23 protein-coding genes and 3 pseudogenes are annotated in these 23,323 nt (G+C 69.2%); 14 read left to right on the top strand and 12 right to left on the bottom strand.

Translation table 11 applies throughout. The features are described from left to right. Positions 1-117: 117 nt before the first annotated feature. The 4 genes from ACWDNY_RS27205 to ACWDNY_RS27220 all read right to left on the bottom strand — a co-directional run bounded on the left by ACWDNY_RS27205 (position 118) and on the right by ACWDNY_RS27220 (position 1,744). The gene (locus ACWDNY_RS27205; RefSeq protein WP_451648436.1) at positions 118-471 is read right to left on the bottom strand and encodes a DEAD/DEAH box helicase family protein; all 354 of its coding nucleotides are present in this window, start codon (positions 469-471) and stop codon (positions 118-120) included. Between the two features lie 68 nt (positions 472-539). Next, a complete protein-coding gene (locus ACWDNY_RS27210; RefSeq protein WP_451648437.1) occupies positions 540-692 on the bottom strand; it encodes a hypothetical protein in 153 nt (50 codons plus the stop codon). 40 nt (positions 693-732) lie between these two features. After that, positions 733-1,314 carry a hypothetical protein gene (locus tag ACWDNY_RS27215; RefSeq protein WP_451648438.1) on the bottom strand — a complete coding sequence of 194 codons (582 nt, stop codon included), beginning with the start codon at positions 1,312-1,314 and terminating at the stop codon, positions 733-735. Positions 1,315-1,555: 241 nt separating this feature from the next. After that, entirely contained in the window at positions 1,556-1,744 is a 189-nt protein-coding gene (locus ACWDNY_RS27220; protein WP_451648439.1) for a hypothetical protein, read from the bottom strand. A gap of 226 nt (positions 1,745-1,970) precedes the next feature. On the opposite strand from ACWDNY_RS27220, the gene ACWDNY_RS27225 reads away from it, so the two are divergent. Then, the gene (locus ACWDNY_RS27225) at positions 1,971-2,696 is read left to right on the top strand and encodes a hypothetical protein (protein ID WP_451648440.1); all 726 of its coding nucleotides are present in this window, start codon (positions 1,971-1,973) and stop codon (positions 2,694-2,696) included. Between the two features lie 118 nt (positions 2,697-2,814). After that, positions 2,815-3,423 (top strand): class I SAM-dependent methyltransferase, encoded by a 609-nt coding sequence (locus tag ACWDNY_RS27230; protein ID WP_451648441.1) that lies wholly within the window; start codon positions 2,815-2,817, stop codon positions 3,421-3,423. Between the two features lie 62 nt (positions 3,424-3,485). Here ACWDNY_RS27230 and ACWDNY_RS27235 read toward each other — a convergent pair whose 3' ends face one another. Continuing rightward, positions 3,486-4,754 carry a glycosyltransferase gene (locus tag ACWDNY_RS27235; protein WP_451648442.1) on the bottom strand — a complete coding sequence of 423 codons (1,269 nt, stop codon included), beginning with the start codon at positions 4,752-4,754 and terminating at the stop codon, positions 3,486-3,488. Positions 4,755-4,769: 15 nt separating this feature from the next. After that, entirely contained in the window at positions 4,770-6,491 is a 1,722-nt protein-coding gene (locus tag ACWDNY_RS27240) for a hypothetical protein (RefSeq protein WP_451648443.1), read from the bottom strand. 206 nt (positions 6,492-6,697) lie between these two features. Between ACWDNY_RS27240 and ACWDNY_RS27245 the strand changes: the two genes are divergently transcribed. After that, the gene (locus ACWDNY_RS27245; RefSeq protein WP_451648444.1) at positions 6,698-7,645 is read left to right on the top strand and encodes a diacylglycerol/lipid kinase family protein; all 948 of its coding nucleotides are present in this window, start codon (positions 6,698-6,700) and stop codon (positions 7,643-7,645) included. Further along, on the top strand, positions 7,642-8,241 hold the full coding sequence (locus ACWDNY_RS27250; protein ID WP_451648445.1) for a lysophospholipid acyltransferase family protein: 600 nt from the start codon (positions 7,642-7,644) through the stop codon (positions 8,239-8,241). The genes ACWDNY_RS27245 and ACWDNY_RS27250 overlap by 4 nt, the downstream gene beginning before the upstream one ends. A gap of 1,693 nt (positions 8,242-9,934) precedes the next feature. Here the strand turns inward: ACWDNY_RS27250 and ACWDNY_RS27255 are convergent. Then, on the bottom strand, positions 9,935-10,408 hold the full coding sequence (locus ACWDNY_RS27255; RefSeq protein ID WP_451648446.1) for a hypothetical protein: 474 nt from the start codon (positions 10,406-10,408) through the stop codon (positions 9,935-9,937). A gap of 138 nt (positions 10,409-10,546) precedes the next feature. Continuing rightward, positions 10,547-10,654: pseudogene (locus ACWDNY_RS27260) on the bottom strand (IS5/IS1182 family transposase); the annotation flags it as partial. A gap of 371 nt (positions 10,655-11,025) precedes the next feature. On the opposite strand from ACWDNY_RS27260, the gene ACWDNY_RS27265 reads away from it, so the two are divergent. The 4 genes from ACWDNY_RS27265 (at position 11,026) to ACWDNY_RS27280 (ending at position 14,204) form a co-directional block, all read left to right on the top strand. Further along, complete coding sequence (locus ACWDNY_RS27265) at positions 11,026-12,606, top strand: esterase/lipase family protein (RefSeq protein ID WP_451648447.1); 1,581 nt, start codon at positions 11,026-11,028, stop codon at positions 12,604-12,606. A 178-nt stretch (positions 12,607-12,784) separates the two neighbouring features. Then, entirely contained in the window at positions 12,785-13,027 is a 243-nt protein-coding gene (locus ACWDNY_RS27270) for a hypothetical protein (RefSeq protein ID WP_451648448.1), read from the top strand. Then, positions 13,024-13,443 carry a hypothetical protein gene (locus ACWDNY_RS27275; protein ID WP_451648449.1) on the top strand — a complete coding sequence of 140 codons (420 nt, stop codon included), beginning with the start codon at positions 13,024-13,026 and terminating at the stop codon, positions 13,441-13,443. Before ACWDNY_RS27270 ends, ACWDNY_RS27275 begins: the two co-directional genes overlap by 4 nt. Positions 13,444-13,607: 164 nt before the next feature. Then, positions 13,608-14,204, top strand: a complete 597-nt coding sequence (locus ACWDNY_RS27280) for a hypothetical protein (RefSeq protein WP_451648450.1) — start codon at positions 13,608-13,610, stop codon at positions 14,202-14,204. 124 nt (positions 14,205-14,328) lie between these two features. Here ACWDNY_RS27280 and ACWDNY_RS27285 read toward each other — a convergent pair whose 3' ends face one another. Next, positions 14,329-14,658 carry a DUF6207 family protein gene (locus tag ACWDNY_RS27285; RefSeq protein WP_451648451.1) on the bottom strand — a complete coding sequence of 110 codons (330 nt, stop codon included), beginning with the start codon at positions 14,656-14,658 and terminating at the stop codon, positions 14,329-14,331. Between ACWDNY_RS27285 and ACWDNY_RS27290 the strand changes: the two are divergent. Further along, a pseudogene (locus tag ACWDNY_RS27290) lies at positions 14,554-14,774 on the top strand (Tn3 family transposase); the annotation flags it as partial. The gene ACWDNY_RS27285 and the pseudogene ACWDNY_RS27290 overlap by 105 nt on opposite strands. An 18-nt stretch (positions 14,775-14,792) precedes the next feature. Here ACWDNY_RS27290 and ACWDNY_RS27295 read toward each other — a convergent pair. The 3 genes and pseudogenes from ACWDNY_RS27295 to ACWDNY_RS27305 all read right to left on the bottom strand — a co-directional run. Beyond that, positions 14,793-15,962 carry a 4-hydroxybenzoate 3-monooxygenase gene (locus ACWDNY_RS27295; RefSeq protein ID WP_451648452.1) on the bottom strand — a complete coding sequence of 390 codons (1,170 nt, stop codon included), beginning with the start codon at positions 15,960-15,962 and terminating at the stop codon, positions 14,793-14,795. A gap of 178 nt (positions 15,963-16,140) precedes the next feature. Beyond that, positions 16,141-16,923: an AraC family transcriptional regulator gene (locus ACWDNY_RS27300; RefSeq protein WP_451648453.1), complete on the bottom strand. Its 783-nt coding sequence runs from the start codon at positions 16,921-16,923 to the stop codon at positions 16,141-16,143. A 169-nt stretch (positions 16,924-17,092) separates the two neighbouring features. Continuing rightward, a pseudogene (locus ACWDNY_RS27305) lies at positions 17,093-17,287 on the bottom strand (transposase); the annotation flags it as partial. 855 nt (positions 17,288-18,142) lie between these two features. On the opposite strand from ACWDNY_RS27305, the gene ACWDNY_RS27310 reads away from it, so the two are divergent. From ACWDNY_RS27310 to ACWDNY_RS27330, 5 genes are all read left to right on the top strand, one after another. After that, positions 18,143-18,250, top strand: coding sequence for a keywimysin-related RiPP (locus tag ACWDNY_RS27310; protein ID WP_358938496.1), 108 nt, complete (start codon positions 18,143-18,145; stop codon positions 18,248-18,250). A 160-nt stretch (positions 18,251-18,410) separates the two neighbouring features. Next, positions 18,411-20,264, top strand: a complete 1,854-nt coding sequence (locus ACWDNY_RS27315) for an asparagine synthase-related protein (protein ID WP_451648454.1) — start codon at positions 18,411-18,413, stop codon at positions 20,262-20,264. Between the two features lie 116 nt (positions 20,265-20,380). Continuing rightward, entirely contained in the window at positions 20,381-20,641 is a 261-nt protein-coding gene (locus ACWDNY_RS27320) for a lasso peptide biosynthesis PqqD family chaperone (RefSeq protein WP_451648455.1), read from the top strand. Between the two features lie 74 nt (positions 20,642-20,715). Next, on the top strand, positions 20,716-21,132 hold the full coding sequence (locus tag ACWDNY_RS27325; RefSeq protein WP_361497009.1) for a lasso peptide biosynthesis B2 protein: 417 nt from the start codon (positions 20,716-20,718) through the stop codon (positions 21,130-21,132). Positions 21,133-21,135: 3 nt separating this feature from the next. Further along, a complete protein-coding gene (locus ACWDNY_RS27330) occupies positions 21,136-23,061 on the top strand; it encodes an ABC transporter ATP-binding protein (protein ID WP_451648456.1) in 1,926 nt (641 codons plus the stop codon). The last annotated feature ends 262 nt before the right edge of the window (positions 23,062-23,323 follow it).

The raw sequence follows: 23,323 nt of genomic DNA on the forward strand, positions 1-23,323 counted from the left end.
AGTACATCCAGTACGAGGGCGTCCGGCCGGCACGCCGAGAGCACGCACCGGACGCCACTCCTTGACGGGCAAACGTTGCCTGCCGCGGCACTAGGGAGGCGTAGGTGGCGAACACGGTCACCTTGTCGAACGGCCGCACCCACGCGACCAGCTCGTCCACGTCCGTGGTGTTCGCGAACCCCGCCTCACCCCCACGCAGGGACGACACCCCGGCCCGCTGCGCCTGCCCTCGCGCCAGGCGGCCTCGGTCTGGGTGAGCAGGTCCAGCGACGGCACGAGCACGAGCACTCGACCCGCCTGCAGTTCCTCCGCGCTGCGCACGGCAACCAGGGTTTTTCCGGAGCCGGTCGCCATGACGACCTGGGTGCGCAGTCCCAGTTCGGGTACGTGCGCCTGGGCCGGCAGTTCGAGGGTGCGCAGGACCGCTTCGACGGCTTGCCGCTGGTGAGGGCGAAGCAGGGGAGAGGTCATGGGTGGGAGCCTTCTGCGGTTGCTGGCGGTGTGTCTGGCGGCTGGGTTCCCGCGCGGTGCTTGTTGGCTCAGGTGTGGTCCAGCAGTGAGTGCAGCAGTGCGACGACTGCCATGCCGACGAGGAGGGCGGACCCTGCTGAAGGGTGGAGCAGGGCGAGGTGGGTGGTGCCCGCCCCGGCGAGTAACAGGACGGCGGTTCGCAGGTTGAGCTGGCTGTTCATCTGGATTCCTTCATGAGGCGGAGACGGCTGTCTGCGGTTTTTACTCGTTGCGCACGACGTCGAGTGCGGCGCGCAGGAGATTGAGGGCGAGTTCGAGGGCGTCTTCGTCCGCGAGGGGACAGTTGATCTTGTAGGGATCGGAAGGTGCGACGTTGCGGTACTGGATGCGGGGGTTGTCCTTTTCGCCGAGGTGCTCGATGTCGTCGGGTCCGAGTCGCACGGTCATGCCACCGTTGCTGGGGCGGAGGTAAGCGACGGCTCCGTAACGTTGAGGGCCGTCGTCGCGGATCATCAGGTAGTCGGCGAGGCCGTCGGAGGTCTTGGCAGAGCGGCCGAAGGCCACAACGACGTCCTCTTCGTCCAGCAGCCGCATGAGGAACCGTTCGGTCAGGAAGGTACGCACGTCGTTCTTGCCGGCCCGTCCATAGACGAACTTCATCAGAGCCACGTGGTCTTCGGGCGACAGGGAAGCCGAGCCGTCGGGCGCCGCCGTCTCACGGGCGGGTTCTGTTCCTTCGTCTGGGGAGGCGGCGCTGTCCTCGGTGGACACTGCTCCTGTTGCAACGCCGGCCAGGCGCTCGTACTCCACGATCTCTTGCGGTGATCCCTCGATGATGCGCACAGCAGACAGTCCTCTCGCCGATGAGGCAGGCGAGCGAACCCCGCCTGCCCCAGCACGTTACCTAAAGCTGCCCACTCAAGAGGCTGCTTTAGGCAAAACACCGGAAGGAGGGGGTGGCAGCTTCAGTCATCGAGGAGAGTGTCAGTGGGTGTTGGCGTCGTGGCCAAAGCACCCGAAAAGCACCCGGCCGGCATGATCGGTGTCATGCCCGCCGGGTGCCGGGAGCTGCACAGCGCTTGACCTACTCGATGATCGTGCTGAACAGGGTCACCGCGCCTCCTGCCGTGACACCCGCGGCGATGATGGCGTCGGGTACGCGGTGCGTCCTCAGGTAGGTCAGTCCTCCGGCCACCGCAGCAGCCAACAGACTGAGCGCGAAGATCAGGGCGGCGCGGAGAGAGAGGAGGGCTTGTTTGCGAGGGCCGGGCATGGTGACAGGTCCTTCCGTTCGGCCGGAACGGGCAGATCCGGCGCGGTACAGTGCCTTCGCCCGCCCCCATGAGAGAGGCGGTGCGAAGCGGTCTGCAGCCAGACTGGACTGCGGCGTTCGCAAAATTGAGGGGTGGTTTTTGCGACCGGGGACCGTCCGGTTCTCACCGCGGCGGGGCACTGGCCAACGCATCGGCCGCTACAGTGCAGGACTGGGGGTGGTGCGCGTGCAGGTCGCCGTGGTGGACGAGCGCGAGGACGTCCTGGAGGGCCGTGTCGGCTGGCTGCGCACGGCCGGACACACCGTGGTGGGGTACAGCTTTGAAGCGGCCTTCCAGGAGACGGACTGGCACCGGTTCGACACGGTTGTACTCGACGGACGGGACGACCGGGAGTACCCGGTGCTGATGGGCCACGGCGAACTACCCGACCGCTTCCTCGGTCCCAGGGTCGCGCAGCGCATCCGTGAACTGGCGGGCAGAGACCGGCCTGTGATCATCCTGGTGAGTTCGTACGCGCGTACCCATCCCGAACTCTCCCTGCGATGCCAGGAGGCCGGGGTCGACTACGCCTTCGACTACCTTGACGTGCCCTCCTCGGCGCCCTTCGTCCGTGCGGTGGAATCCCCCCTAGACATGGGCCCCCGAAAGCCGGTCGACTATCGTTCTGTCGGGTTTGTCGCGCTGCCGCGGATCGGGGACGCACTCGCCGCCGCGGAGAGCAGCAGGGCCGCGTCGGCGCTGGTTTCGGACGGCGCCTCGGCCGGGGGCGCGTCGCCCTATGAACGCCGGCGTTTGCGCGAGACGATCGGGGACCTGCTGCCCGTAGTGCTGTTTCCTACGGGCGGGCGGCGGCGGCTCGTGCATGGGAAAGAACTGCGGCCCGTCCTGCGGCGGTTGCTCGGACTCAGGGCGACGGACGGTCCTCGCGACACCCGTGACAGCGCCCAGTGAGCGGTAGGTGCGTGTTCGAGGAGTTCGGACCTCATCGGTGACCGTGGTGGCCGGCGGCCGCGTTCCGCCTGCCGAAGCGGCATTGCGGTCGTCGATGAGGTCACGTGATAGTGGCCTCATGGGTGTTCTCGGCTGGGTGGGACGTGCCGTTTCCCGGGTCTACTGGCGGGAGAGGCCGCTCGTCGACCGGATCAAACCGCATCTGCCCGCGGGAAGCAGCGTCCTCGACGTCGGGGCAGGCGGATGCCGCCTCGCGGAGCTTCTGGGAGCCGACGGACGACTATCGGTGACAGCGGTCGACATCGTCGACCACAACGTCACCGAGGTGCCGTTGCAGCTCTACGACGGGGAAAGACTGCCTTTTGCCGACAAGTCGTTCGACGCGGCACTGCTCGCGTTCGTGCTGCACCACGCCGAGCATCCCGAGGCCCTCGTGCGCGAGGCCTTGCGGGTGACCCGGTCGACGGTCGTCGTCATCGAGGACGCACCCGGAACGGGTGCGGAACGCTGGTGCTGGCGGGCCTGGGACTACATGCTCAACCACGCCGCGCACGACGACATCGCGGTCGCCCATCGCGCACGAAACGTCGGCCAATGGGTCGCGTTCCTCCAATCCTGCGGCGCCGCTCCCTCATCAGCCCACCGTTTCCGGGCCTTTTATCCGGTCCTGCGTTCCTACCCGCACGTCGTACTGCCCGTATTCATGGACGCCACGACGAGCGGATGAGGTCAACGGCCTGCTGCGACACACCTCCCACCGGGACTTTGTTACGGTCTGTCTGCCCGGGCTCAGATCACTCGAGCGGTTCTCAGCACACGCACCGCCTCCTGCGTTCCTCGCTCCTTTGCGGCTGCCGCGGAGGTGAGGATCGCCCGGTGCCGGTACTGCTCCGCCTCCGGCGCGTGAGCCATCACCGACATCATTTGCGCGAGACCGCTACGGTCCAGCTTTCGTCGAGGCACCGGGTGCGGGCCGACGCCGAGCAGGGCGAGCCGGCGGGCGTAGTAGTGCTGGTCGAACTGGTGCGGGACGGCAGTGGAGGGAACGCCCGACCGTAGCGCGGTCGTCGTCGTACCGGCCCCGCCGTGGTGAACGACGCCGGCGGTGCGGGGCAACAGCCACGCGTGCGGAACTTCGTCCACCACATATGCCGTTGTGCCGACACGGCCCGGTCGCGTGCCGGAGCCACGCGGCACGGTGGTGACCAGGCGGACGCCCGCAGCGGCTGCGGCGTCGACGAACAGCGCTGTATCCGAGACGAGTCCGACGCTGCCGAAGCTCGCGAACACAGGAGCGGGACCCTCGCGAAGGAACCTCATCAGGCCGTCGGGCACGTCCCACTCGTCGGGCGCTGCCGTGTGCCACGGTCCGGTCAGCCGCACCCCGGGACCCCAGTCCGCAGCCGCGGGGACGAGGAGAGAGCTCGCTGCAAGGAGAACTGGGACGTCGGGGGGAACAGGGAAAAAGGGTTCGGCGCGCCGCCTGGGCAGGCCCAGTTCGCGCCGCGCGACGACACCGCCTGGTCGGGACCACCACACGCCCACCGACCACGCCAGGGCGCCTCCCGCCCGGTTGAGGACACTGGTGTGCGCGGGCCTGAGCGGTTCGATGAGGCTGGGCCCCTCACGGGTGGGCAGGCACGGGGCGAACAGAGCCAGGGCGATGCGGCAACCGAGTGCCGCGCGCAGCGCCAGCGCCATGTCGAGGGTGAGGATCCCGCTGATGACCGTGTCGGTGGGACGCACCCGGCACGTCACCGATCGCGTGATGTCGCTCGCCACGCCCCGCAACCACAGGCTAACGCCCGCCACGGCCACGAGTGGATGGCGGTGTGCGTGGCGCATCGCCCACTCCACCCGCCTCGACTCCTGCCCCGAGCGGGGAAGGCACGCTCGCATGGACACGAAGTCGATGCCTGCGCGGCCGACGAGGTCTCGGAAATCATCCAACGCGTGGATGGTCACGTCGTAGCCGTCCTGACGCAGCGTCCGGGCCAGGGCGACGCACGGCTCGACGTCCCCTCGGGACCCGAGGGCGAGAATGACGACGCGGCCCATCAGCGAACTCCCGACCTAGGCGGCATGCACCACGCCCTGATGGCGTAGGGCATCAAGGGCGGACTGTGCCTCTGCGAGCAGTCGGGCGGCAACCGCCACGTCGTGCTCGCCTTCGGCACGGCGCACCATGAACGCGACGTCAGCAACCTGACGCTGCAGCAGATCGATCTCCTCGTTGAAGCAGTGCAGCTTGATGTCCTCGGCGGTAGCCTGCAGTTGTTCCACCCACTGGTCGTGCAGGCGCAGGCCCAGGTCCCTGTTCCTGTTGTCGAAGGCCAGGACCGCCATGACCACGCTGGCGGGAATGATCAGGGTGCCGATAACCGATCGGAAGGGCGGAGCCCCATACGGATTCATCTCGACTGCGATGTATGTCCACATCAGGCAGAAGGCCAAGGTCCACCAGCGAAGCCGGGGCGGCAGCTCGGGCCAGATGATGCCGACCATGTAGAGCGTGCCCGTCAGCCCGATGATCGCGGGTACGATGATCCGGCCGTTGACCAGCCTCCAGTGAACGGGCAACACAGCCGTCATGCCCAGGACGAGAAGGGCGGGAAGCAACGTGGTGAGCCAGAGGGCGCGCACCCCCGCCCCCAGGCCCTTCTCCCGTCTGCGTCTTCTGCGGCGCTCGGCCGCCAGGCCCAGCGCAGCGGTGACCGCCATGGTGAGGAGGACAGGCACCACAGGCAGGTCCGCGTAGATCGGATTGACAAGGGCGAGCAGGGAACCGGAGCCGAAGATCACGGCCGCGGGCACGAGCGCCAACTTGCGCCCCTTCGCCGGAGGGACGTGCAGCGTCCGACCGCTCACGCGTAGCCGGGCCTCGCCTGTGACGGGGTCGCTGAAGAGTACCTCCGCCTGGTGCTTCCCCATCAGATCCAGGCGGGTGAGCTGGGCTGTCAGTGCCTCGGCCTGAGCAGGAGTCAGTACTTCGAGGCGTTGCTCCCGGTCCATCGCGAAGTGCAGGTGCTCGGCAACAGCAGGCCGTCCGACGCGTTGGGCCGCTGCCGTCTCCAAAAGGATGTCCGCCAGATACCTGGCCTGTTCCCGGGTTCGCTCGGACAGGAGCTCCTGTTCGCGGCGGAAGGCGTGGTGGGCTTGACGTGCCGGATCCCCCACCATCACCTCCAGCTGGAACCAGATGCGGTTGAGTGTTTCCACCACGGCTCCGCCACGTCCGAGGAGAAGGTCGTTGCGCGTCCGCAGGGCGACCGTGTTGCGGAAGGCCTCCCGCTCCGTCAGGAAACGTCTTTGGTGCTGCCGTCCGGCGAGTTCGGTCACCGCGAACGCTGCAGCCCCGATGACCAGCATCCACACCCCATAGAAGACGAGCTCGAATGCGTACGGGTCGGCGCCGACCGCGACACGGGTGAGATACATGACCAGGTCCACCATGGCGATGTACAGCGCACCGAGCGGCAGTCCCCGTACGGCGATCAGCTCGATGGCCGTCGGCACCAGGAACATGAGCACGCCGGAGTACGGCCACGTCGTAGGCACGGCGAGCGCTCCCAGGCACGCGTAGAGCACATCGAGCCGCACACGCACCTTCATGAGGGCACGCCCCGACCGGTGCAGCTGACGGGCGACTCCCGCGTCGACTGCCGCGGCCAGGAGGGTGATTGCGAGGACCAGTGGGCGGTCCCTGACCCAGCCGTCAGCGGAGACGATGTTGAAAACGTAAAGGGGTGCCCTCAGACTCACGAAGAGAGCGGCCCTCGCGCTGGAGAACGTCATGCACCCCAGATGATCTTTCTCCAGCTCCACATCGCCGCCCGCCGAGCACGCGCGGACGGAGCTCCGTTGCACCGCCCGCATGGAGCGAACCATTATGTCCCACAGAGAACACTGAAGAACAATGGTATGCGGATTTGCATCCTTCCTTCAGAGGATTATCGGTTTTCACCCCGCAAGCCGCCCTCAGATCGCCATACTCTGCCTCGATGTCAGCACTGGCCGTAGTGAACCCCCATGCGACGGGCGTCGACCGAGCTCGGTGCGACGCTCTCCTTGAGACGTTGCGAGGTGTCACGCACATCGAGACGGCCGAGACCACCGGCCGTGGCCACGCCGTCGGGCTTGCCAGGGACGCGATGCGGTCCCGGAAGGTGGATGTGGTGCTCGCGCTGGGCGGCGACGGCACGGTGAACGAGGTCGCAAACGGCCTCCTCGCCGACGGAGTCCACGCCTACGTCCCGGCCCTGGGCGTACTGCCGGGCGGCGCGACCAACGTCTTCGCCCGTTCCCTGGGACTTCCCCGGGATCTCCGGGCCGCAACCGACGTCCTGCGGGGCCATCTGCGTACTGCGCAGTACCGCACGATTGGACTGGGCAGTGTCGACGAGCGGTACTTCCTCTTTGCCGCAGGAGTGGGCCCCGATGCGGCAATCGTCGCGGACGTGGAGGAGCAACGGGCGCGGGGACGACGGTCGACTCTCTCGCGCACCGTAGGCACGGCGGCCCGCCATCTCCTCGTGCACCCGTCTCCCACCCTGAGGCTGCAACGGCCGGGCTTCCCGCCGTGCGACGGCCTGCGGTGGCTGGTCGTCGCGAACAGCGATCCATGGACCTATGTGGGCCATTGGCCGCTGCGCGCCACGCCTTGCGCGTCTTTCGACACACGGCTCGATCTCTGCGCCCGTCGGACGACGAACCCGCTCGCCGTGGTCCGCTCGGTCGTCCGAATGGCCGGCCGGACCCCGCACAGGCCCTGCCCCGGTGAGCTTCTCGCGCATGACATCGACCGGTTCACCGTCCAGTCCGGCCACCCCGTGCCCGTCCACGTCGACGGCGACGTGCTGGGTTACCGCGTCCGCCTGCGGTTCGCTTCGGTGCCTCGCGCCCTGCGTGTCCTGGCTCCCTCACCTCTCGCCCCGAAGGAACCCGCATGACGTTCTCGTATCGTCTCGCTCTCGCTGTGGCCCGAGTCGTAGTCGAAGGGCGCGGACCGTTGAGTGTCCACGGGGCAGAGCACATCCCGCGCACCGGACCCACCCTGATCATCGCCAATCACGACACGCCCCTTGACGCCCTGGTCGTCGGCGTCGCAGCACGCCGGCACCGGCAGATCCGGTTCGTGGCCAAACGGTCCTTGTGGGAACGGCCGCCTCTCGGCGCCGTGCTCGACCGTCTCCAGCAAATCCCCATCGAACGCGGACGAGACAGCGGCGGCCTGGATGCGGCAGTGCAGGCCCTCGGGGCCGGCCACTGCGTCTGCGTCTTCCCCGAGGGAACTCTTTCCCGGGGCAGGACATTACGCGTGCGCAGTGGCGCCGCCCGCCTCCTCACGGCGGTTCCCGAGACCCGGCTCATCGGGTGCGCTGTGACGGGCGCGGAGGCCCTTGCATCGCTTCGTCGCCGACCACGAGTACGGGTCGTCTTTCTCTCCGACCCGCGGGAGCTTCTGCCGGCCAGCTTCGAGGCCAGCGTCGAGTCGGTTGAGCACTCGATGCGTGCCATTCGTGCGCTCGCGCCGCCTTCGCGGTGAGCTGCGGTCGGGTCGGCCGGTACCTTCACCGCTGGGGCAGGGCGGTGCATCCGGCAGAGGACGGGCTACGGCCGCCCGAGTCGGGCGCCGCAACAGGTACCGCCGACGTGGCCCAGGACTACGCCGACGGGCGCCCCTCCAGCCGGGCGGGCCTTGGGCACCGCCCCGGGGCCTTGCCCCGGGACAGGGGCAGGTCACTCGGCCGATCCCTTCCGTCGCAGAACGTCGGCTGGCCTGTCCATCACACCGGGCGGGACTGGGAGTCCAAGTTCCGCCAACGGACCGGTGGACCGGCGCATGGCTCTGGCGCGCCGCCGTTCCACGTCATAACTCCCCCCCGACATTCGTACGTACTCAGGTCATGTCATCGCACGGTCGACCAGGTCATCCCATTCGTAGCCCGGTGGGGACTCCCGACCACTCCGGAGCGCTGTCCAACCTCGCCTCGACGCTGTACCTCCGGGCACGCCGCAGCGACCGCGCCGAGGACCTCACTGCGGCGATCAATGCCATCCGGTCGGCGGTGGACACCACGGCCCCCGACCATCCCGAGCGGTCCGGCATGCTCATCAAGCTGAGTATTCTGCTCCGCTCCAGGTCCCGCTCGGAAGACCACCCCGACGATCTTGACCTGGCCGTCGACGCGGCCCGAGCCGCAATGCACGCGCCGGTCTCCAGCCGTCCCGATCGTGCCCACGAATCCCTGGCGGTCGCCCACGCCCTCATCGACCGGCTGGCCGTGAACGCCTCCGTCACGGACGCCTCCGCCGCGGTCGCGTTGCTGCGGAAGGTGGCACGCAGCGCGACGGCCGACGTGTACGCCAGACTCGAAGCCGCCCGGACCGCCGGTGACCTCACCGCCCAGGTCGGCGGGCGACCGGGCGCCGCGGTGGATGACTACGATGTGGTGGATTTGCTCCCGCTGCTCGCGTGGCACGGGCTGGAGCGGGCATCGCGAGAACACCTGCTGACCCAGTGGCCGGGACTGGTGCGCGACTCCGCTGCGGCCGCCGTCGACGCTCTCCGGCTCCCGCGCGCCATTGAACGACTGGAGCATGGGCGAGCGGTGATGTGGAGTCAACTTCTCACCGTGCGCGGTGATCTCACGAGACTGTCGGCCCAGCACCCGGATCTCGCCGAGCGTCTGACCGACATCCGCAACGAACTCGACAAGCCCTCTCCGGCGCTACCCGCAGAGGAGCTGTCCGCCCTTGCCGCGAAGGTCGACCGGCGCGTGCGCGCCTACCGTGAGCTGCGCGATCCGGAGCCCGTTCTGCACAACCAGGCGACCAAGGAAGCCCGGAGAATCGGTGAACTCGCCGACGCGGCGGACCGGGACCGGGTGCAGGCCGCGGCGGCGATGCACGTGGTCGCCTGGCTGCGCTGGTGCCGGGGCCGGGAACTGCCGGGGGAGCAGGGCGCGCGGGAGTCGCTGGCGGCATTCAAGTCCTTCGGGCGGATCTGGGGAATGTCCCTGGACCTGGTCGCGCCGGCCATGGCGGACCCAAAACTTGCCGCCCGCACGGCGCAACTCCGTCCGGAGACAGAGTCCGTGCGGCCGGAGGACGGTCCGTTGGTCCTGGGTATCCGCGGGACCGCACTGCTTTCGCGCGACCGTGCAGGTCTGTCGAAGGCGGCCGCCGACCTGCGACGCCTGGCCGGACACCTCGCGGAGGATGACCCGTTCCGTGCGCTATGTCCGGCCCACGCCGCCACCGTATCTATGTCCGGGTTCCAGGTATCCGGGGACGACGCGGATCGCCGGGAGGCCATCCGGTGCGCTCGCGACGTGGTCGCCCGCGGGCAGGCGCCCGTCGTCCGGCTGATCGGCCTGTCCATGCTGGGCGAGGCCCTGGTGCTCGGCTTCGCGTCCACCGGCGATCCCGGTGATCCCAGTGACCTCGACGAGGCCGTGCGCTTGCTGGGCGAAGCCGTCGACCTCGCCCGTGAGGTCGAAACCGAGGCCGAGACCGAGGTCGATCAGGGCGATGAGGGAGCGGTGCCCGAGACGACTGCGGACCGCGCTCGCCGACTGAACGCGCACGTGCATCTGGCGAACGCCCTGCTCGCCCGATACCGGGCACGGGCGGACGCGCCCGACCTCGACGAGGCGGTCCGCACGTGCCTGACCGCATTCGGTCTCCTCCCGCCCGAGCACCGTGCCCATCCGGGAGCCTGCAAGGTTTTCACTGCGGTACTCGAAGAGGTCAACAAGGACTCGGACGACCCGGCGCGTCTGGAGCAGTCGCTCCTACTGTGCCGGGCGTTGTTCGCCATGACGGGCACGCCCATGCCGTCCGAGACAACAGCGCTCGATCATGTTGCGCCGTCGGTAGGTCTCCCGGTCGAAGCCTGGTGGTCGGCCGCCGCGGTAGCCGCGCCTCAGCCGGCGCCGTCGCTGGTCGGTCTTCTCCGTCCGCAACGTCAACCATCGGCTGATGATCGAGAACAGCCGGCTGATCGACGCAGATACTTCAGGAGCACCCCGGACAGTCGCAGCCGCCCCCGAGCCGTCCGGCCCTTGAGAAGCCCGCCGCTAACGGCGCCCCCGGTTCATCCCTGACGCTCTCTTCTGCGGGACGGATCAGCCCGCTGCCCTGGCCTTGCACTCGCGTACCGCGCCATCACCGCTGAGGACCCACGTCTCGCCTGCGTGCCCATTCTGCGCGCATTACTCCGTCGGCCGGGTTTGTTCGGCGAAGTGCCGCCACAGTGTTCGTCCGGATGCCACGCTGGTCGGCGAAGCAACCCGCAGCGACGCCGTCGGGCGCGGGGAGGGGGACTGTGGCGCGGCGACTTGTCATCTTCGTACCGGCCATCACGGGCAGGACAGCGGCGTGGGACACGCTGAGGCGGCGGCTCGCGGAGCTCGACGGCTACGGAAAGCCGGACTGCGACTGGGTCGTCGTGCCGCACGACGGTCTCGGCTACAAGAACGGCTCCGTCACGAAGCTGGCAGCGACCGCCGGCGCCCGGATCCACGAGCACTGGGTCGCCGCCGGCGGCTACGACGAGGTGGTCCTGGCTGCCCACAGCCTCGGTGGTCTTGTCCTGCGGCAGGCATACTTGAGCGCACTGGGGGTGAATGGAGCGCACGAGCGTCGCCCATGGGCAAGGAAAGTCGATCGCATCGTGCTGTTCGCGAGCCTCAACCGGGGTATCGACGTGTCCTGGCACAGGGCGTGGTGGCTGCCCCCGATGGCCTGGTGCGCGCGGGTCCTGCCCGTGCTCAGACGGTGGCTGGTGCACGATCTGCTGCGCGGGTCGGACTTCATCACCAACCTGCGGATCACCTGGATCCGCGAGATCAACACGCAGGACCACCCGCCGCTCGTCGTGCAGTACATCGGGACCAGAGACAATCTCGTCACCAGCGACGACAGCAGCGACATTCATCTGTTCCCCACGGGCTGGCAGGAGTTCCTCGCCGACGCCGACCACAACAACCTCCTGCGGCTGGACATCGCGCAGGACCCGGACGCCCGCTTCAAGCTCATTGCGAACGCGTTCATTACCCCTCGCGGCCCGGCGGCCGTCCCGGAGATCGGCACGCCGGGGAAACAGATCGTGATCCTCTTGCATGGCATCCGCGCAGGCAACACGACCTGGGTGAACGACCTGAAGGAGCTACTCAAGGCGGAAGACCCCGGCATCGAGGTGGTGGGCGCCACATACGGTCGGTTCTCGGCACGCAAGTTCATCCTCCCGGTGACCCGCCGCAAGTACGTCGGCTGGCTGGGGGATGTGTACGCCGAACACCTCGCCAAGAACCCCAAGGCGACGTTCCACTTCGTCGGCCACAGCAACGGTACCTACCTCCTCGGCCATAGCCTCAGCCGTATCCCGGGCATGCGGTTCCACCGTGTGCTGCTGGCCGGGAGTGTCCTGCCGCCGTCCTACGACTGGACCAAGCGCGTCGACCAGGGCCAAGTCGCCCAGATCAGAAACGAGCGCGCCGTACGCGACATCCCCGTCGCGATCCTCTGCGCCGGGCTGCGGGGATTTGGTATGCGCGACATCGGCACCGGCGGGGTGGTCGGCTTCGACGACGACCTCGCGGTCAAGACCGAGGTCTATTACCACCGTGGAGGCCACGGCGCGGCCCTTGAAGCGCCCAATCTGCGCCGGATCGCCCAGTACGTGTTGCACGGCACCTCCGAACGGCCATCCGGGCTGCGCCGCGCACCAACATGGAGCTTCTCCCTGCTATCCAGGCTGGCGGCGCCGCTGTTCATCCTCCTCGGGCTTGGCGCCCTTACCGGGATCGTCTGCTTCGGGCTGTACGGCCCCTGGACCCCGGAGATCAACTCGCTTGTCGCGATCTTTGCGCTGCTCGCAGTGTTCATCGTCTTCGACGTGGCGTGAGCTACTCGCCGCCTTGACGGATGCGAGTCGATCACCGCTGCCACCGGGTGAGGGAGTTCCCATGGTCCGGCAGATTGGTCACTGCAGCTGATCGCGGATGCGCTTGAAGACCCCTGCGGTGGAAGCAGCCGAAGACTGCAGCCGCCAGAGCGAAGGCCGGTCCCACAGGGTGCAGTCGATGCTGATCGGCATCGACCGGACGGCCACCCTCGTCGGTCCCGCCCTGGGCGGTGTCCTGCTGCTCACCGGGCCCACCCGCATGCTCGTGTGCCTGAGCGTGCTGTCCTTCCTGTCGGCCGCACTCGCCCTGCGGACCCCCTCCACCCCCTGCGCGCCGCGCGCCACGGCGAACCGGGACCGGGCGGCCTGCGGCAAGGGTGGCAGACCCTGCGCTCCCTGCCGTCCCTGGGCCGGCTCGTGATCGGGCTGGCCTGTTCCAATCTCGCGCTCGGCCTGCTGGAAGCGGCCAGCCCGCTGTGCGAGCTCGCCGGTTGGCCTCGCAACACCGATCCCCGCGATATCCGGGACGCGTTCGAGCAAGCACTTGCCGAGTCGGGGACCGGGTTGCCGGATCGGGACCTGGGACGGCGCCACGCTCTGCGCCGGATGACGGCGAGGCTCATCGACGGAGAGATACGTCCCGCTGACCTGGCGACGGACGACTGGTGGGAGACGGAGGTCGAGACGACGGCGGAGCAATCGTTCGTGGCGCTGATCCCGCAATGCGATTGCTGCATCGAGTACACCTTGGGGCTTGACCGGCAGACGTGGGCGGCCCAGCTCCGGAACGCTGCCCTCGCCCTGACGTCGTCTCCGCCGATCGGCCCCGGATGCTGACTGTGCTTCGCGTGCTCATCCTCAGCAAAGGCGTGGACCGATCAAGCAGACTTCCCTGTGCCGCCCTCATCGACTATCGCCGACTCAGCAGCTGAGCGGGCCCAAGCCTGCTCTGTCGATGGCAGCCCGTAAGGTGCGCGCAACGTCTCCAAGGAGGAGGGTCCGTGGGATTTTCGGGTCACCTGGTCTTTGCCCGTAGCAAGCGTCCGTTGCTGGAAGCACCCGTGTTCAACAGCATCAGCCAGGAGCTGAAGGAAACCGTGCATGCGTGGTGGCCGCGACCGGGTGGTTGGCAAACCCTCCAGTTCGATCACGGCCTATGGGAGGACGGCTACCTGTCCGCCCTGGTCGGATGGGCCGGCGCACCGGCCTGCGTCGCAGACGTCTCTGATAGCGACATCGCCCTCGTGACCGGCCTGGCAACCAACGGGCAGCATTGGCAGGCGTGGCTCAACCTGGATAACGCTGCGGCATTCCTCACCGAGGAACCAGAGGACCTGGACGACGTGAGCCTGTGGGTGGGCACACCCGCGTTCAACGAGGCGGTGAGGCACAAGCGCGCGCAGCTCGACGTGAATGTTCCAGCCGACGCTGAAGGCGCCCTCGTTTGGGCTGCCGCGGCCGGCATGCCAGCCACAGCGCAGCAGCCCCGGATCGAAGAGCTACTGCGCTCGCGGGAGACCTTTGCGGAGGACCTCTTCAGAGCGCTGCTGGACGAGTTGGGCTTTCCCCAGGCCGCCCAGCCCTCACCGAAGCCATAAAAAACGGCGTCTTCAGCGTCCTGTTCGCCATGCTCCGCGACGGCACCTTCTACGAACCCAGAAGCCCCCAGCCCGCTTGACGAAGGACATAGAGGCACCCCCCGTCGTGGCGGACCACGCCTTTCTACGTGGCCGACGGTGCCGGCACCGGTGGAGGGGCCTCCTCGAGGACCTGTCGCAGATCGGTGTACATCCGCAGCAGCACACCGGGCTGGCGGGCATCCTGGGTAGTGCGCTCGGCGACCGCGGTCCCCCAGATTTGGGCGATCGCCGCTTGGAAGGCGAAGACGGTGTCATCGTTGAAGCCCGCCACGTCGATGACAAGCAGGCCGGGTTCGGACAGGTGCGCGTGCTCTGGACGACGAAGTACATCAACGCTGCCGTTCAGCAGCTCCAGACCGAAGGCCACGAGCTCCGCGAAGAGGACATCGGCCGGCTCTCCCCGCTCAAGCACCGCAACCTGAACCTGCTCGGCCGCTACAGTTTCACCGCCAGCGTCCCGGCCGCAGCGTCTTGCGCCCGCTGCGCGATCCGGAGGCTGCGGAATTGGACGATGACGACACAGCATGATCGAGGAGGAGGTGTGGACTAGTTGGTTCCGGCGGTGAGTTCGCTGAACAGTTTGTTCGCCGATTCCGAGGCGAGCTGGCGCTGGAGCTCGGCGCGGGCGATCTGCTTCTTGAACTCACCCTCGAAGCCGGTGAATCCGGCATTGTGCATGGTGTCGGTGATCCACATCGCGAACGCCTGGTAGTTCCAGATGTGCGGCAGGCAGGTCTCCGAGTAGCTGTCGAGGAGGCTGGAGTCACCCTCCTTCGCCTGGCGGATCACGGCTCGGGCGAAGACCTCGGTGTCGTGCAGGGCCAGGTGTATGCCCTTGGCGCTCATCGGCGGGACGATGTGGGCGGCGTCGCCCAGGAGGTAGAGCTTGCCGTAGCTCATCGGGGCGAAGACCACGCTGCGCAGGGGCACGATCTGTTTGGACAGGATCTCGCCGCGCGAGGGCGGGGTGCCGAAGCGGGCCTCCAGCTCGCTCCAGATGCGCTCGTCCGGCCACTGCTCGGGGGTGTCGTCGACCGCGCACTGGAGGTAGATGCGGCTGGCCTCCGGGCCGCGGGGGATCGTGCCGGCCAGGCCCAGTTCGTGGATGGCCAAGCCGGACGGGCGGGCCGGGGTGGCGGCCAGGACGCTGAGCCAGGAGTAGCCGTACGCGTGGGAGTACTCGGTCAGGGCGGAGGCGGGGATGCTGCGACGCGAGACGCCGTGGAAGCCGTCGCAGCCGGCGATGAAGTCGCAGTCGACAGCCCGCGCCGTACCGGCGGCATCCCAGTAGCGCACGACGGGGCGGCCCTTGGTGATGTTGACCAGGGTGACATCGGCGGCTTCGTAGCGCAGGTCGCCCCCCTCGCGCAGGAACAGCTCCGTGAGGTTGCGCACGAGGACCTGCTGCGGGCAGTACAGGCTCTCGTTGTTGTCGTCCACGTCGATCGGCATCGCGTGGCCGTCGATGTAGAAGCCGCCCTCGCTGTGCGGGATCGGGTCGCCCGCCAGGACTTCCTCCAGGCCCCACTCGCGGAACATGCGCACTCCGAAGGTGTCGATGGTCCCAGCGCGCTGGCGCTTCTCGACATAGGAGCGGGGGTGCTTCTCCAGCACGATGCAGTCGATGCCGTTGCGCAGCAGAAAGTTGCCAAGAGTCAGGCCGGCGACGCCGGCTCCGATGATGACGACTGTCGTTTCCTCGTGTGTCGTGGTCATGGTGTGCGAGCCTCCGTGCTCGGGGCGAGGGCTGGGTGGTGTTGAGTACGGTCATCACCCTCGGACAACGCCTGGCATGCGCACCACCGGTGATTGGACAGCAGATGCCGAAAAGCCGCCAGCATGGAGGATGAGGCCGCCGCCAGCGCCTGAGCTGTGCAAGCGCTGGCGCTGGCGGTCAGGAGTGGTGGCGTAGTTCGATCTGGTAGCGGCCGGGTGTCTGACCGACGACCTCGGTGAAGGCGTCGATGAAGCTGGAGGGGTTGGACCAGCCGCACGCCACCGCGGTCTCCGTCACCGACATACCGTCGGCGAGGCGGGCCAGCGCGAGGTGGATGCGCAGGGTGGTACGCCAGCGGTGGAAGCTCATGCCCAGCTCGGTCTGGAACAGGCGGCTCAGGGTGCGCTCACCGGCCCCCACGCTGCGGCCCAGTTCGGCCAAGGTCGTGGATTGGGCAGGGTCCTCGTGCAGCAGCGCGGTGGCGGAGCGGAGCCGGTCGTCATTGGCTTCCGGCAGGTGGAGGGACTGCTCTGCGGCGTCGACCAGCGCGTCCACGATGACGGCGAGCAGCCGCCGGTGCGCACCGGGCCGTCGCTCCGGGCTGCCGGTGAGGGCGAGGAGCGCTTCACGCAGCAGCGGGCTGACTACGAAGACGCTCGGGTGGTCCACGAGCTGTGCGCACAGGTCGAGCGGGACGTGGAGGAGGCGTACGTCGGTCCGGCCGTAGAAGCGGTGGGAGTGCGCGAAGTGCGGGGGTGTCCAGGTGACCCGGTTGGCGGGCGCGACCCATGTTCCGCGCTCCGTGGCGGTGGCCAGCGCGCCGGCGGCGGCGTAGACGAGCTGCCCCTCGGCATGCGAGTGGGGGTCCAGCTGATAGCCATGCGGCAGCCACGCGGCGCCCTGGAGTGGCGTCGCGTCCGGCTCGGACGATGTCGTTGCAGGTTGGCGGTCTTTCGGCATCAGATGTCATTTTACCGGTGGTCCCGCATGGGTGGTGAGCCGGACAGTGACGTCATGACCTTGATGACCAGCATGATCCCGCGAGGCGGTGGGCGGTCATGACGCCCCGTATCAAGCGCCCGAGCGAGCGGCGGATGCTGTCGCTGACCGTGCGAGCCAGTAAGAACTCCTATCGGAATGACTTCAGGCGTCGCCAGCAGATCAGCGCACAGGCCAGAGTGAGGAAGGCTTCGTGGATGTCGTCGCGGATCTCCCAGCGGATCCGCAGTCGGCGGAACCAGTGAAGGTGAGCGAATGCGCGTTCCACGACCCAGCGTTGGGTGCCGAGGCCGGAGCCGTGGTCGGTGCCGCGGCGGGCGATCAACCTGCCGTCGTACAGTCACGATGTCGCCGGATCGGTGTCGGGAATCCGTTCTCCGAGGCTGTACAGTGCCCCCTCCCACCGGAACAGTCCAGACGGCCCACACACCACACGAACCACCCACCGCAACGACCCAGACGGACGGCGGGGGCGGGATTCCGGGCCGGCATTCGATTCCTGGCCGCCGAGGCGGCCAATGACTTGTCGTGCAGGGCCGCGAGGGCCGCCGGTACGGCGAGCACGGTCGGCGAGAGCACACGCACCCGGCGGTCCGCGGATGAAATACCTGCGGTATTACCCGCCAGTTCTCCTTTCCCCTCCGTTCTCACGGGAGAGTCGCAGATCATCGCGGGATCCAGCTGAGAACGCCAGCCAGTGATGAAATATTCGACAGTTGAATATTTTGCCGATTTCCCTCACGGCGGCGGACGCCGGCCCACGGACGCCCGGGGCGGCCGAGAGGGACCCGTGATGGCCGGGTAGCCGCCGACCTGGGCAAACCGGTCGGTGGTGGTGCGACTTACGGGTCTTGGACGCATGCGATTTCCTTCCGGTCAGCGCGAAAACCCTCTCCCATACCCTCAAACCTGCTTTCCATGGCACGTGTTCCGCCGCTTTCGGCGGCATCCACCCGGGAAAAGGTGCAGAGTTCGCCTCCCGCGTGCTACGTCACCCCCTCCTTGCACTGTTGTGATGATCTGACGGCTGCCCCTAGGGTGACTTACCGAATTGGCCGCCCGCGGATCCGGAACCGCAGTGAGAAACGGGCCGATTCGAACAGGTGCCTGTACCGACGTTTCCTTCACCCGACTGACACGGCGGCAGCTGACGTCGTCGTGAACGAAAGGATGTGTGGCCATGACGTACGAGCGTCCGACCCTCAGCAAGGCCGGCGGTTTCCGCAAGACGACGGGCCTGGCCGGCGGTACCGCCAAGGACCTCCTCGGCGGTCACCAGCTCATCTGACCGCGACGCGAGCGGGCCCTGCCCTCCCCCCTCCGGAGTGAGTGACCAGGGCCCGTCCGTGGCGGCGGAGGGCGGTCACCGACTGCCCTCCGCCGCTCCGCCCGGCCCGTCCTTCCCGCCGCATCCGCGGGCACGCCATCGACCGGAGGTACGTGAGTCCATGAACAGCCCCGTGCTGCCCGCCGTGGTGCCCGCCTGGTTCGTCGTGCTGCCCGATACCGACGAAGCGGCAGCCGTGGCGGCCAGGGCTCTGCCGCACGCCACCGAGAGCCGCACGCACGCCTCGGGCCGGCCGTGGCTGATGGGGCGCTGGGATCCCCGGGAGCTGACGGTCGGCGAGTGCGGCGGGGTCCGCCTGGCAGTGCTGGGTGAGCACGCCGTCACCGCCGAGGAAGCGGCCCGCGCGGCGGCCGAAGCCACCGACCTGGCCTCCCTCGACCGCTACGCCCGTTCCTGGCCGGGCAGCTACCACCTCCTGGTCAGTCTGCACGGCCGGGTACGTGCGCAGGGCACCGTGACCGGTGTCCGCTCTCTGTTCCATGGCTGGGCGCACCGGGCTCACCTGGCGGCCGACCGGGCCGACGTCCTGGCCGACCTGACCGGGGCACCCCTCGACGAGGGTCGGCTCGCGCTCCAGATGCTCAGTCTGGGCGTGCTCCACCCGCTGTCGGCGCGACCGGTGTGGCGCGGAGTGGAAGCCGTGCCCGGCCACGACTACCTCGTTCTGGAGCGCGACGGCCGGGCACAGCAGAAGCGCTGGTGGTGGCTGCCGCGTCGCGACGTGCCGTTGGCCGAGGGCGCGGCGATGCTGCGGGACGAGCTGCGCCGGGCCGTCGAGGTCCGTGTCCGGGACCGGGACGTGGTCACCGCCGATCTGGGCGGTCTGGACTCCACCGCCGTGGTGTGCACCGCGGTGGCTGCCGGCGCCAAGGTCGTCGCCTACACCGCGGCGACCCACGACCCGCGCGGCGACGACGTCCACTGGGCCCGCCGCACGGTCGAGGAGCTGTCGTCGGCCGACGGCGGCGGGCGGATCGAGCACCACATCGTTCCCGCCGACGATTTCCCGCTCACCTTCGACGGCGTGGACACGCTGACCGACGTACTGGACGCCCCTTCGCTGTACGCCGTGGACCGCAACCGGCGGATGAGCCTGCTCCACCTGGCCGCTGATCGGGGATCCACTGTCCACCTGAACGGTTTCGGCGGTGACGAGCTGCTGGCGGGCGCCTCCGCCCGCGTCCACGACCTGCTGCTGCGCCGGCCGCGCACCGCCGTCCGCCACGCCCGCGGATACCTGGCCAAGTACCGCTGGTCGCGGCGGCGAGCCGTACGTCAACTGCTGGACCGGCGCCCATACGGGGCGTGGCTGGAGCAGATCGCGACCGACCTGACCGACCCCCTGCCCTCGCCGGAGGAGCCGTTGTTCCAGTGGTGCTCGCCCGCAAGGATGCCGCCGTGGGCCACCGCGGACGCCGTCGACGCGGTGCGCGCACTCGTCCGGCAGGAGGCCGCCGTGGCGCGGCCACTGGGTCCCGGGCACGGAGAGCACCGTGAACTGGCCACCATGCAGGCGGTGTCACGGTTCGCCAGGCACCTCAATCAGATGACGCGTCAGCGCGGTCTCCTGTTCGCCTCCCCCTTCTACGACGACCGTGTGGTGGAAGCCGGCCTGGCGGTGCGCCCGGAGGAACGGGTGACTCCGTGGCGGTACAAGCCGCTCGTGGTGGAGGCCATGCGCGGCGTCGTCGCCGAGGCCAGCCGCACCCGGGCCACCAAGGCCAACGCCACGCTGGAGGAGGAGGTCGGGCTGCGACGGCACCGGGAGGCCCTGCTGGCGCTGTGCGAGGACTCACGGCTGGCCGGACTGGGCCTGATCGACGCGGACGTGTGGCACGCCTGGTGCTCCGGTCCGGTGTCGGCGGAGCTGGAGAACGTTCTCCTCCACCCGACCGTCGGCTGCGAGGCGTGGCTGCGCACCCGCGAGACTCTGCACCGCCCTGCGGACGGCTGACGCCCGCGCCGCCACACGTCACCGTTCACGTGCCCGGCGGTCCGGACGCGACCGCTGCGGCACACCCGTCATCCCCTGCCCCACCGGCAGACATCCCTCGCTACGGAGGTTGTCCGATGAAACTGGAACTACGCGGCGGCATCCTGATGGCCGAGACCGAATACGGCCTTGCCCTGCTGGACGAGAAGAGCGGCGAGTACTGGACCCTCAACCCCAGCGCCGCCGTGGTCCTGGAGACGATGCTGGGGGGCCGGGACGCACAAGACGCGGTGCACGCCCTCACCGAGCGGTACGACGTCAGCGACAGCCTCGCCCAGCAGGACGTCGACCGCATTCTTACGGAACTCCGGTCGGCCGGGCTGGTCAACGAGAACTGACGGGCGAAACGGCCGGCGACCCGAGAAGCCGGAGCGCCCCTCACCGCGTCCGCACGTGCAGAGAGGAAAGCCCCATGTCGACACCCGAAGCGGTCCCCTACCGGCCTCGATCCGTACCACTGCCCACCCGGTTGGCGGCCCGCCTCGCCGTGGGGTGCGCCCACCTGCTGGCGACTCTGCCGCCCAGCCGGATACGCACCCTGCTGCGCCAGGTGCGCCGCGGCGCACGGCCGGCCTCGGTGGCACAGACCGCGGCCGCCCTGGACACCGTCCTGGCCGTGAGCCTGACCGCCGGTGGCCGCAAGGGGTGCCTGCCCAGGTCGTTGGCGACCGTCCTGCTGTGCCGGATGCGCGGCCAGTGGCCCACCTGGTGCGTGGGGGTGCGCAAGCAGCCGCCGTTCGCCGCGCACGCCTGGGTGGAGGCGGATTCGCAGCCGGTCGGCGAGGACTGCCCCGCCGACTACTTCCAGCGCTTCTTCGCAGTCGACTGAGTCATGGCCCGACTGCCGCCCTCCACCGCACGCCCCGGCACCACGACGACCGTCCGGACCACCTCGACGGACCCGGGGGGCGCGACCGCGGCCGGCGCGTCGGCCGCGGTCGCCGGAGCCGCCGCTTCCCGGACGCGCGCCCTGAGGGCACCGTCCGGCTACCGGGCGCTGGCGGCCTCGCTCCGGCCCCACCGCCGCACGGGCCTCGCCGGGGCGCTGCTGGGACTGGTCGGCAGCACCCTCGGCCTGGCCCAGCCACTGGCTGCCAAGCGGTTGATCGACAACCTGGGCTCGGGGCGCACGGCCACCGATGCGGTCCTGGTCCTGGCCGCGCTCCTGCTCGGGGCTGCCGCGTTCTCCGCCCTGGGCCAGTACGTGCTGCAGCGCGCCGCCGAGTCCGTCGTGTGTTCCGCCCGGCGGCGGATCACCGGGCGCCTGCTCCGGCTGACGGTGCCCGAGCTGGACCGGCACGAACCGGGTGAGCTGATCAGCCGTGCGACCTCCGACACCCTGCTGCTGCGGCAAGCCGCCACCCAGTCCGCGGCGCCCGCCGTCACCGGCGTCGTCATGCTGGTCGTGACGCTGGTGCTGATGGGTCTCGTCGACCCGGTCCTGCTCTGCGTCACGCTCACCGTCGTGGCGGTGCTGGGAACGGTCGTGGGGGTGGCGGCACCAGCCATCGGGCGTGCCACCCGGCAGGCGCAGGAATCGGTCGGCGAGATCGGCGCGGCCCTGGAGCGGACCCTCGGGGCGGTGCGCGCGGTCAAGGCTGCCGGGGCCGAGCAGCGGGAGGCGGCTGCACTGGACCGCATGGCGCAGGACGCCCGTCGCACCGGGGTACGCGCCGCCGGGTGGCAGGCCCTGTCGGCGGCCGCCTCCGCCGTCGCTGGGCAGGCGTCCTTCCTGGCGGTACTCGGCGTGGGCGGTGCCCGGGTCGCCTCCGGAGCGATCAGCGTGTCCACCCTGGTCGCCTTCCTGCTGTACCTGTTCGCGCTGGCCCCGAGGATCAGCCAGCTCGTCGACGCCGTGGGGCAGCTACAGGTCGGCGCGGCCGCCGCGCTGCGCATCGAGGCGATCGGGCACATGAACACGGAAACGGCGGACCCCTCCGTCCCTGGCACGCCCCCCGCAAGCGCCGCGGAGGCCGCGGGGCGGTCTGCGCGGCCGGCGGCCACGGTGCGCTTCGAACAGGTGGGCTTCCGCTACCAGCCCGGGCTGCCCGCCGTCCACCGCAGCGTCTCCTTCACCGTGCCCGCCCGGGGGGTGACCGCCCTGGTGGGTCCCTCCGGCGCGGGCAAGACCACCACCTTCTCCCTCCTCGAGCGCTTCTACGACCCGGACACCGGCCGCATCCTCCTGGACGGGCGCGACCTGCGACAGTGGCCCCTGGCCGAACTGCGCGCGGCCATCGGTTACGTCGAGCAGGACGCGCCCGTCCTGTCCGGCACCCTGCGCCAGAACCTGACCCTGGGCGCACCGCACACCAGGGAACAGGAGCTCCGGGAGACACTGCGCCGCACCAGGCTGGACCCAGTGGTCGCCCGTCTTCCGCAGGGACTGGACACCCTGGTCGGCCACCGGGGCAGCCGGCTCTCCGGGGGCGAGCGCCAGCGCGTCGCCATCGCCCGGGCGCTGCTGCGCCGCCCTCGGCTGCTCCTTCTGGACGAGGCCACGTCGCAGCTGGACGCCGACAACGAGGCGGCACTGCGGGAGACCGTGGCGGAGGCGGCGCGGGACATCACCGTGCTGGTCGTGGCGCACCGGCTGTCCACCGTCACGACGGCGGACCGCATCGTGGTCATGGAGGCGGGCCGGGTCCGGGCCGTGGGCACCCACGCGGAACTCCTCGAGACCGACTCCCTCTACCGGACCCTGGCCACGACCCAGATGCTCAGCCCTGGGGCGACGCCCACGGACGGGGATGCCTAGGGTCCGTATCAACGGCGGCGGCAGCAAGCTGGCCCGAGCAGATCAGCACCCTGGCCGACCCGGCCTGGGGGAAGGCCGGCCTGCCGCTCCGCCTGATCGGGGACTCCGGCACCGACAGCTTCCGCTTCAAGACCCAAGAGAGGCACCGCAAGTGGTGGGTACGGGTGTCTAAGACCGTGTCCTACGTGGTGAGGCGGAGCCGTCGCTTGTAGCAGCAGATGGCGGCGGCGAGACCGAGAAAGGCCAGGTAGTTACGGGGATC

Source organism: Streptomyces sp. NPDC003697 (assembly GCF_053587115.1).

Coding starts and splice junctions, on each gene's coding strand:
- ACWDNY_RS27205 (WP_451648436.1), bottom strand. CDS start 471: ATGACCTCTCCCCTGCTTCGCCCTCACCAGCGGCAAGCCGTCGAAGCG.
- ACWDNY_RS27210 (WP_451648437.1), bottom strand. CDS start 692: ATGAACAGCCAGCTCAACCTGCGAACCGCCGTCCTGTTACTCGCCGGG.
- ACWDNY_RS27220 (WP_451648439.1), bottom strand. CDS start 1,744: ATGCCCGGCCCTCGCAAACAAGCCCTCCTCTCTCTCCGCGCCGCCCTG.
- ACWDNY_RS27230 (WP_451648441.1), top strand. CDS start 2,815: ATGGGTGTTCTCGGCTGGGTGGGACGTGCCGTTTCCCGGGTCTACTGG.
- ACWDNY_RS27235 (WP_451648442.1), bottom strand. CDS start 4,754: ATGGGCCGCGTCGTCATTCTCGCCCTCGGGTCCCGAGGGGACGTCGAG.
- ACWDNY_RS27240 (WP_451648443.1), bottom strand. CDS start 6,491: ATGACGTTCTCCAGCGCGAGGGCCGCTCTCTTCGTGAGTCTGAGGGCA.
- ACWDNY_RS27245 (WP_451648444.1), top strand. CDS start 6,698: ATGTCAGCACTGGCCGTAGTGAACCCCCATGCGACGGGCGTCGACCGA.
- ACWDNY_RS27250 (WP_451648445.1), top strand. CDS start 7,642: ATGACGTTCTCGTATCGTCTCGCTCTCGCTGTGGCCCGAGTCGTAGTC.
- ACWDNY_RS27255 (WP_451648446.1), bottom strand. CDS start 10,408: ATGGGCACGGTGCTCGGGCGGGAGGAGACCGAATGCGGTCAGGCACGT.
- ACWDNY_RS27270 (WP_451648448.1), top strand. CDS start 12,785: ATGCTGATCGGCATCGACCGGACGGCCACCCTCGTCGGTCCCGCCCTG.
- ACWDNY_RS27295 (WP_451648452.1), bottom strand. CDS start 15,962: ATGACCACGACACACGAGGAAACGACAGTCGTCATCATCGGAGCCGGC.
- ACWDNY_RS27300 (WP_451648453.1), bottom strand. CDS start 16,923: ATGCCGAAAGACCGCCAACCTGCAACGACATCGTCCGAGCCGGACGCG.
- ACWDNY_RS27310 (WP_358938496.1), top strand. CDS start 18,143: ATGACGTACGAGCGTCCGACCCTCAGCAAGGCCGGCGGTTTCCGCAAG.
- ACWDNY_RS27315 (WP_451648454.1), top strand. CDS start 18,411: ATGAACAGCCCCGTGCTGCCCGCCGTGGTGCCCGCCTGGTTCGTCGTG.
- ACWDNY_RS27320 (WP_451648455.1), top strand. CDS start 20,381: ATGAAACTGGAACTACGCGGCGGCATCCTGATGGCCGAGACCGAATAC.
- ACWDNY_RS27325 (WP_361497009.1), top strand. CDS start 20,716: ATGTCGACACCCGAAGCGGTCCCCTACCGGCCTCGATCCGTACCACTG.
- ACWDNY_RS27330 (WP_451648456.1), top strand. CDS start 21,136: ATGGCCCGACTGCCGCCCTCCACCGCACGCCCCGGCACCACGACGACC.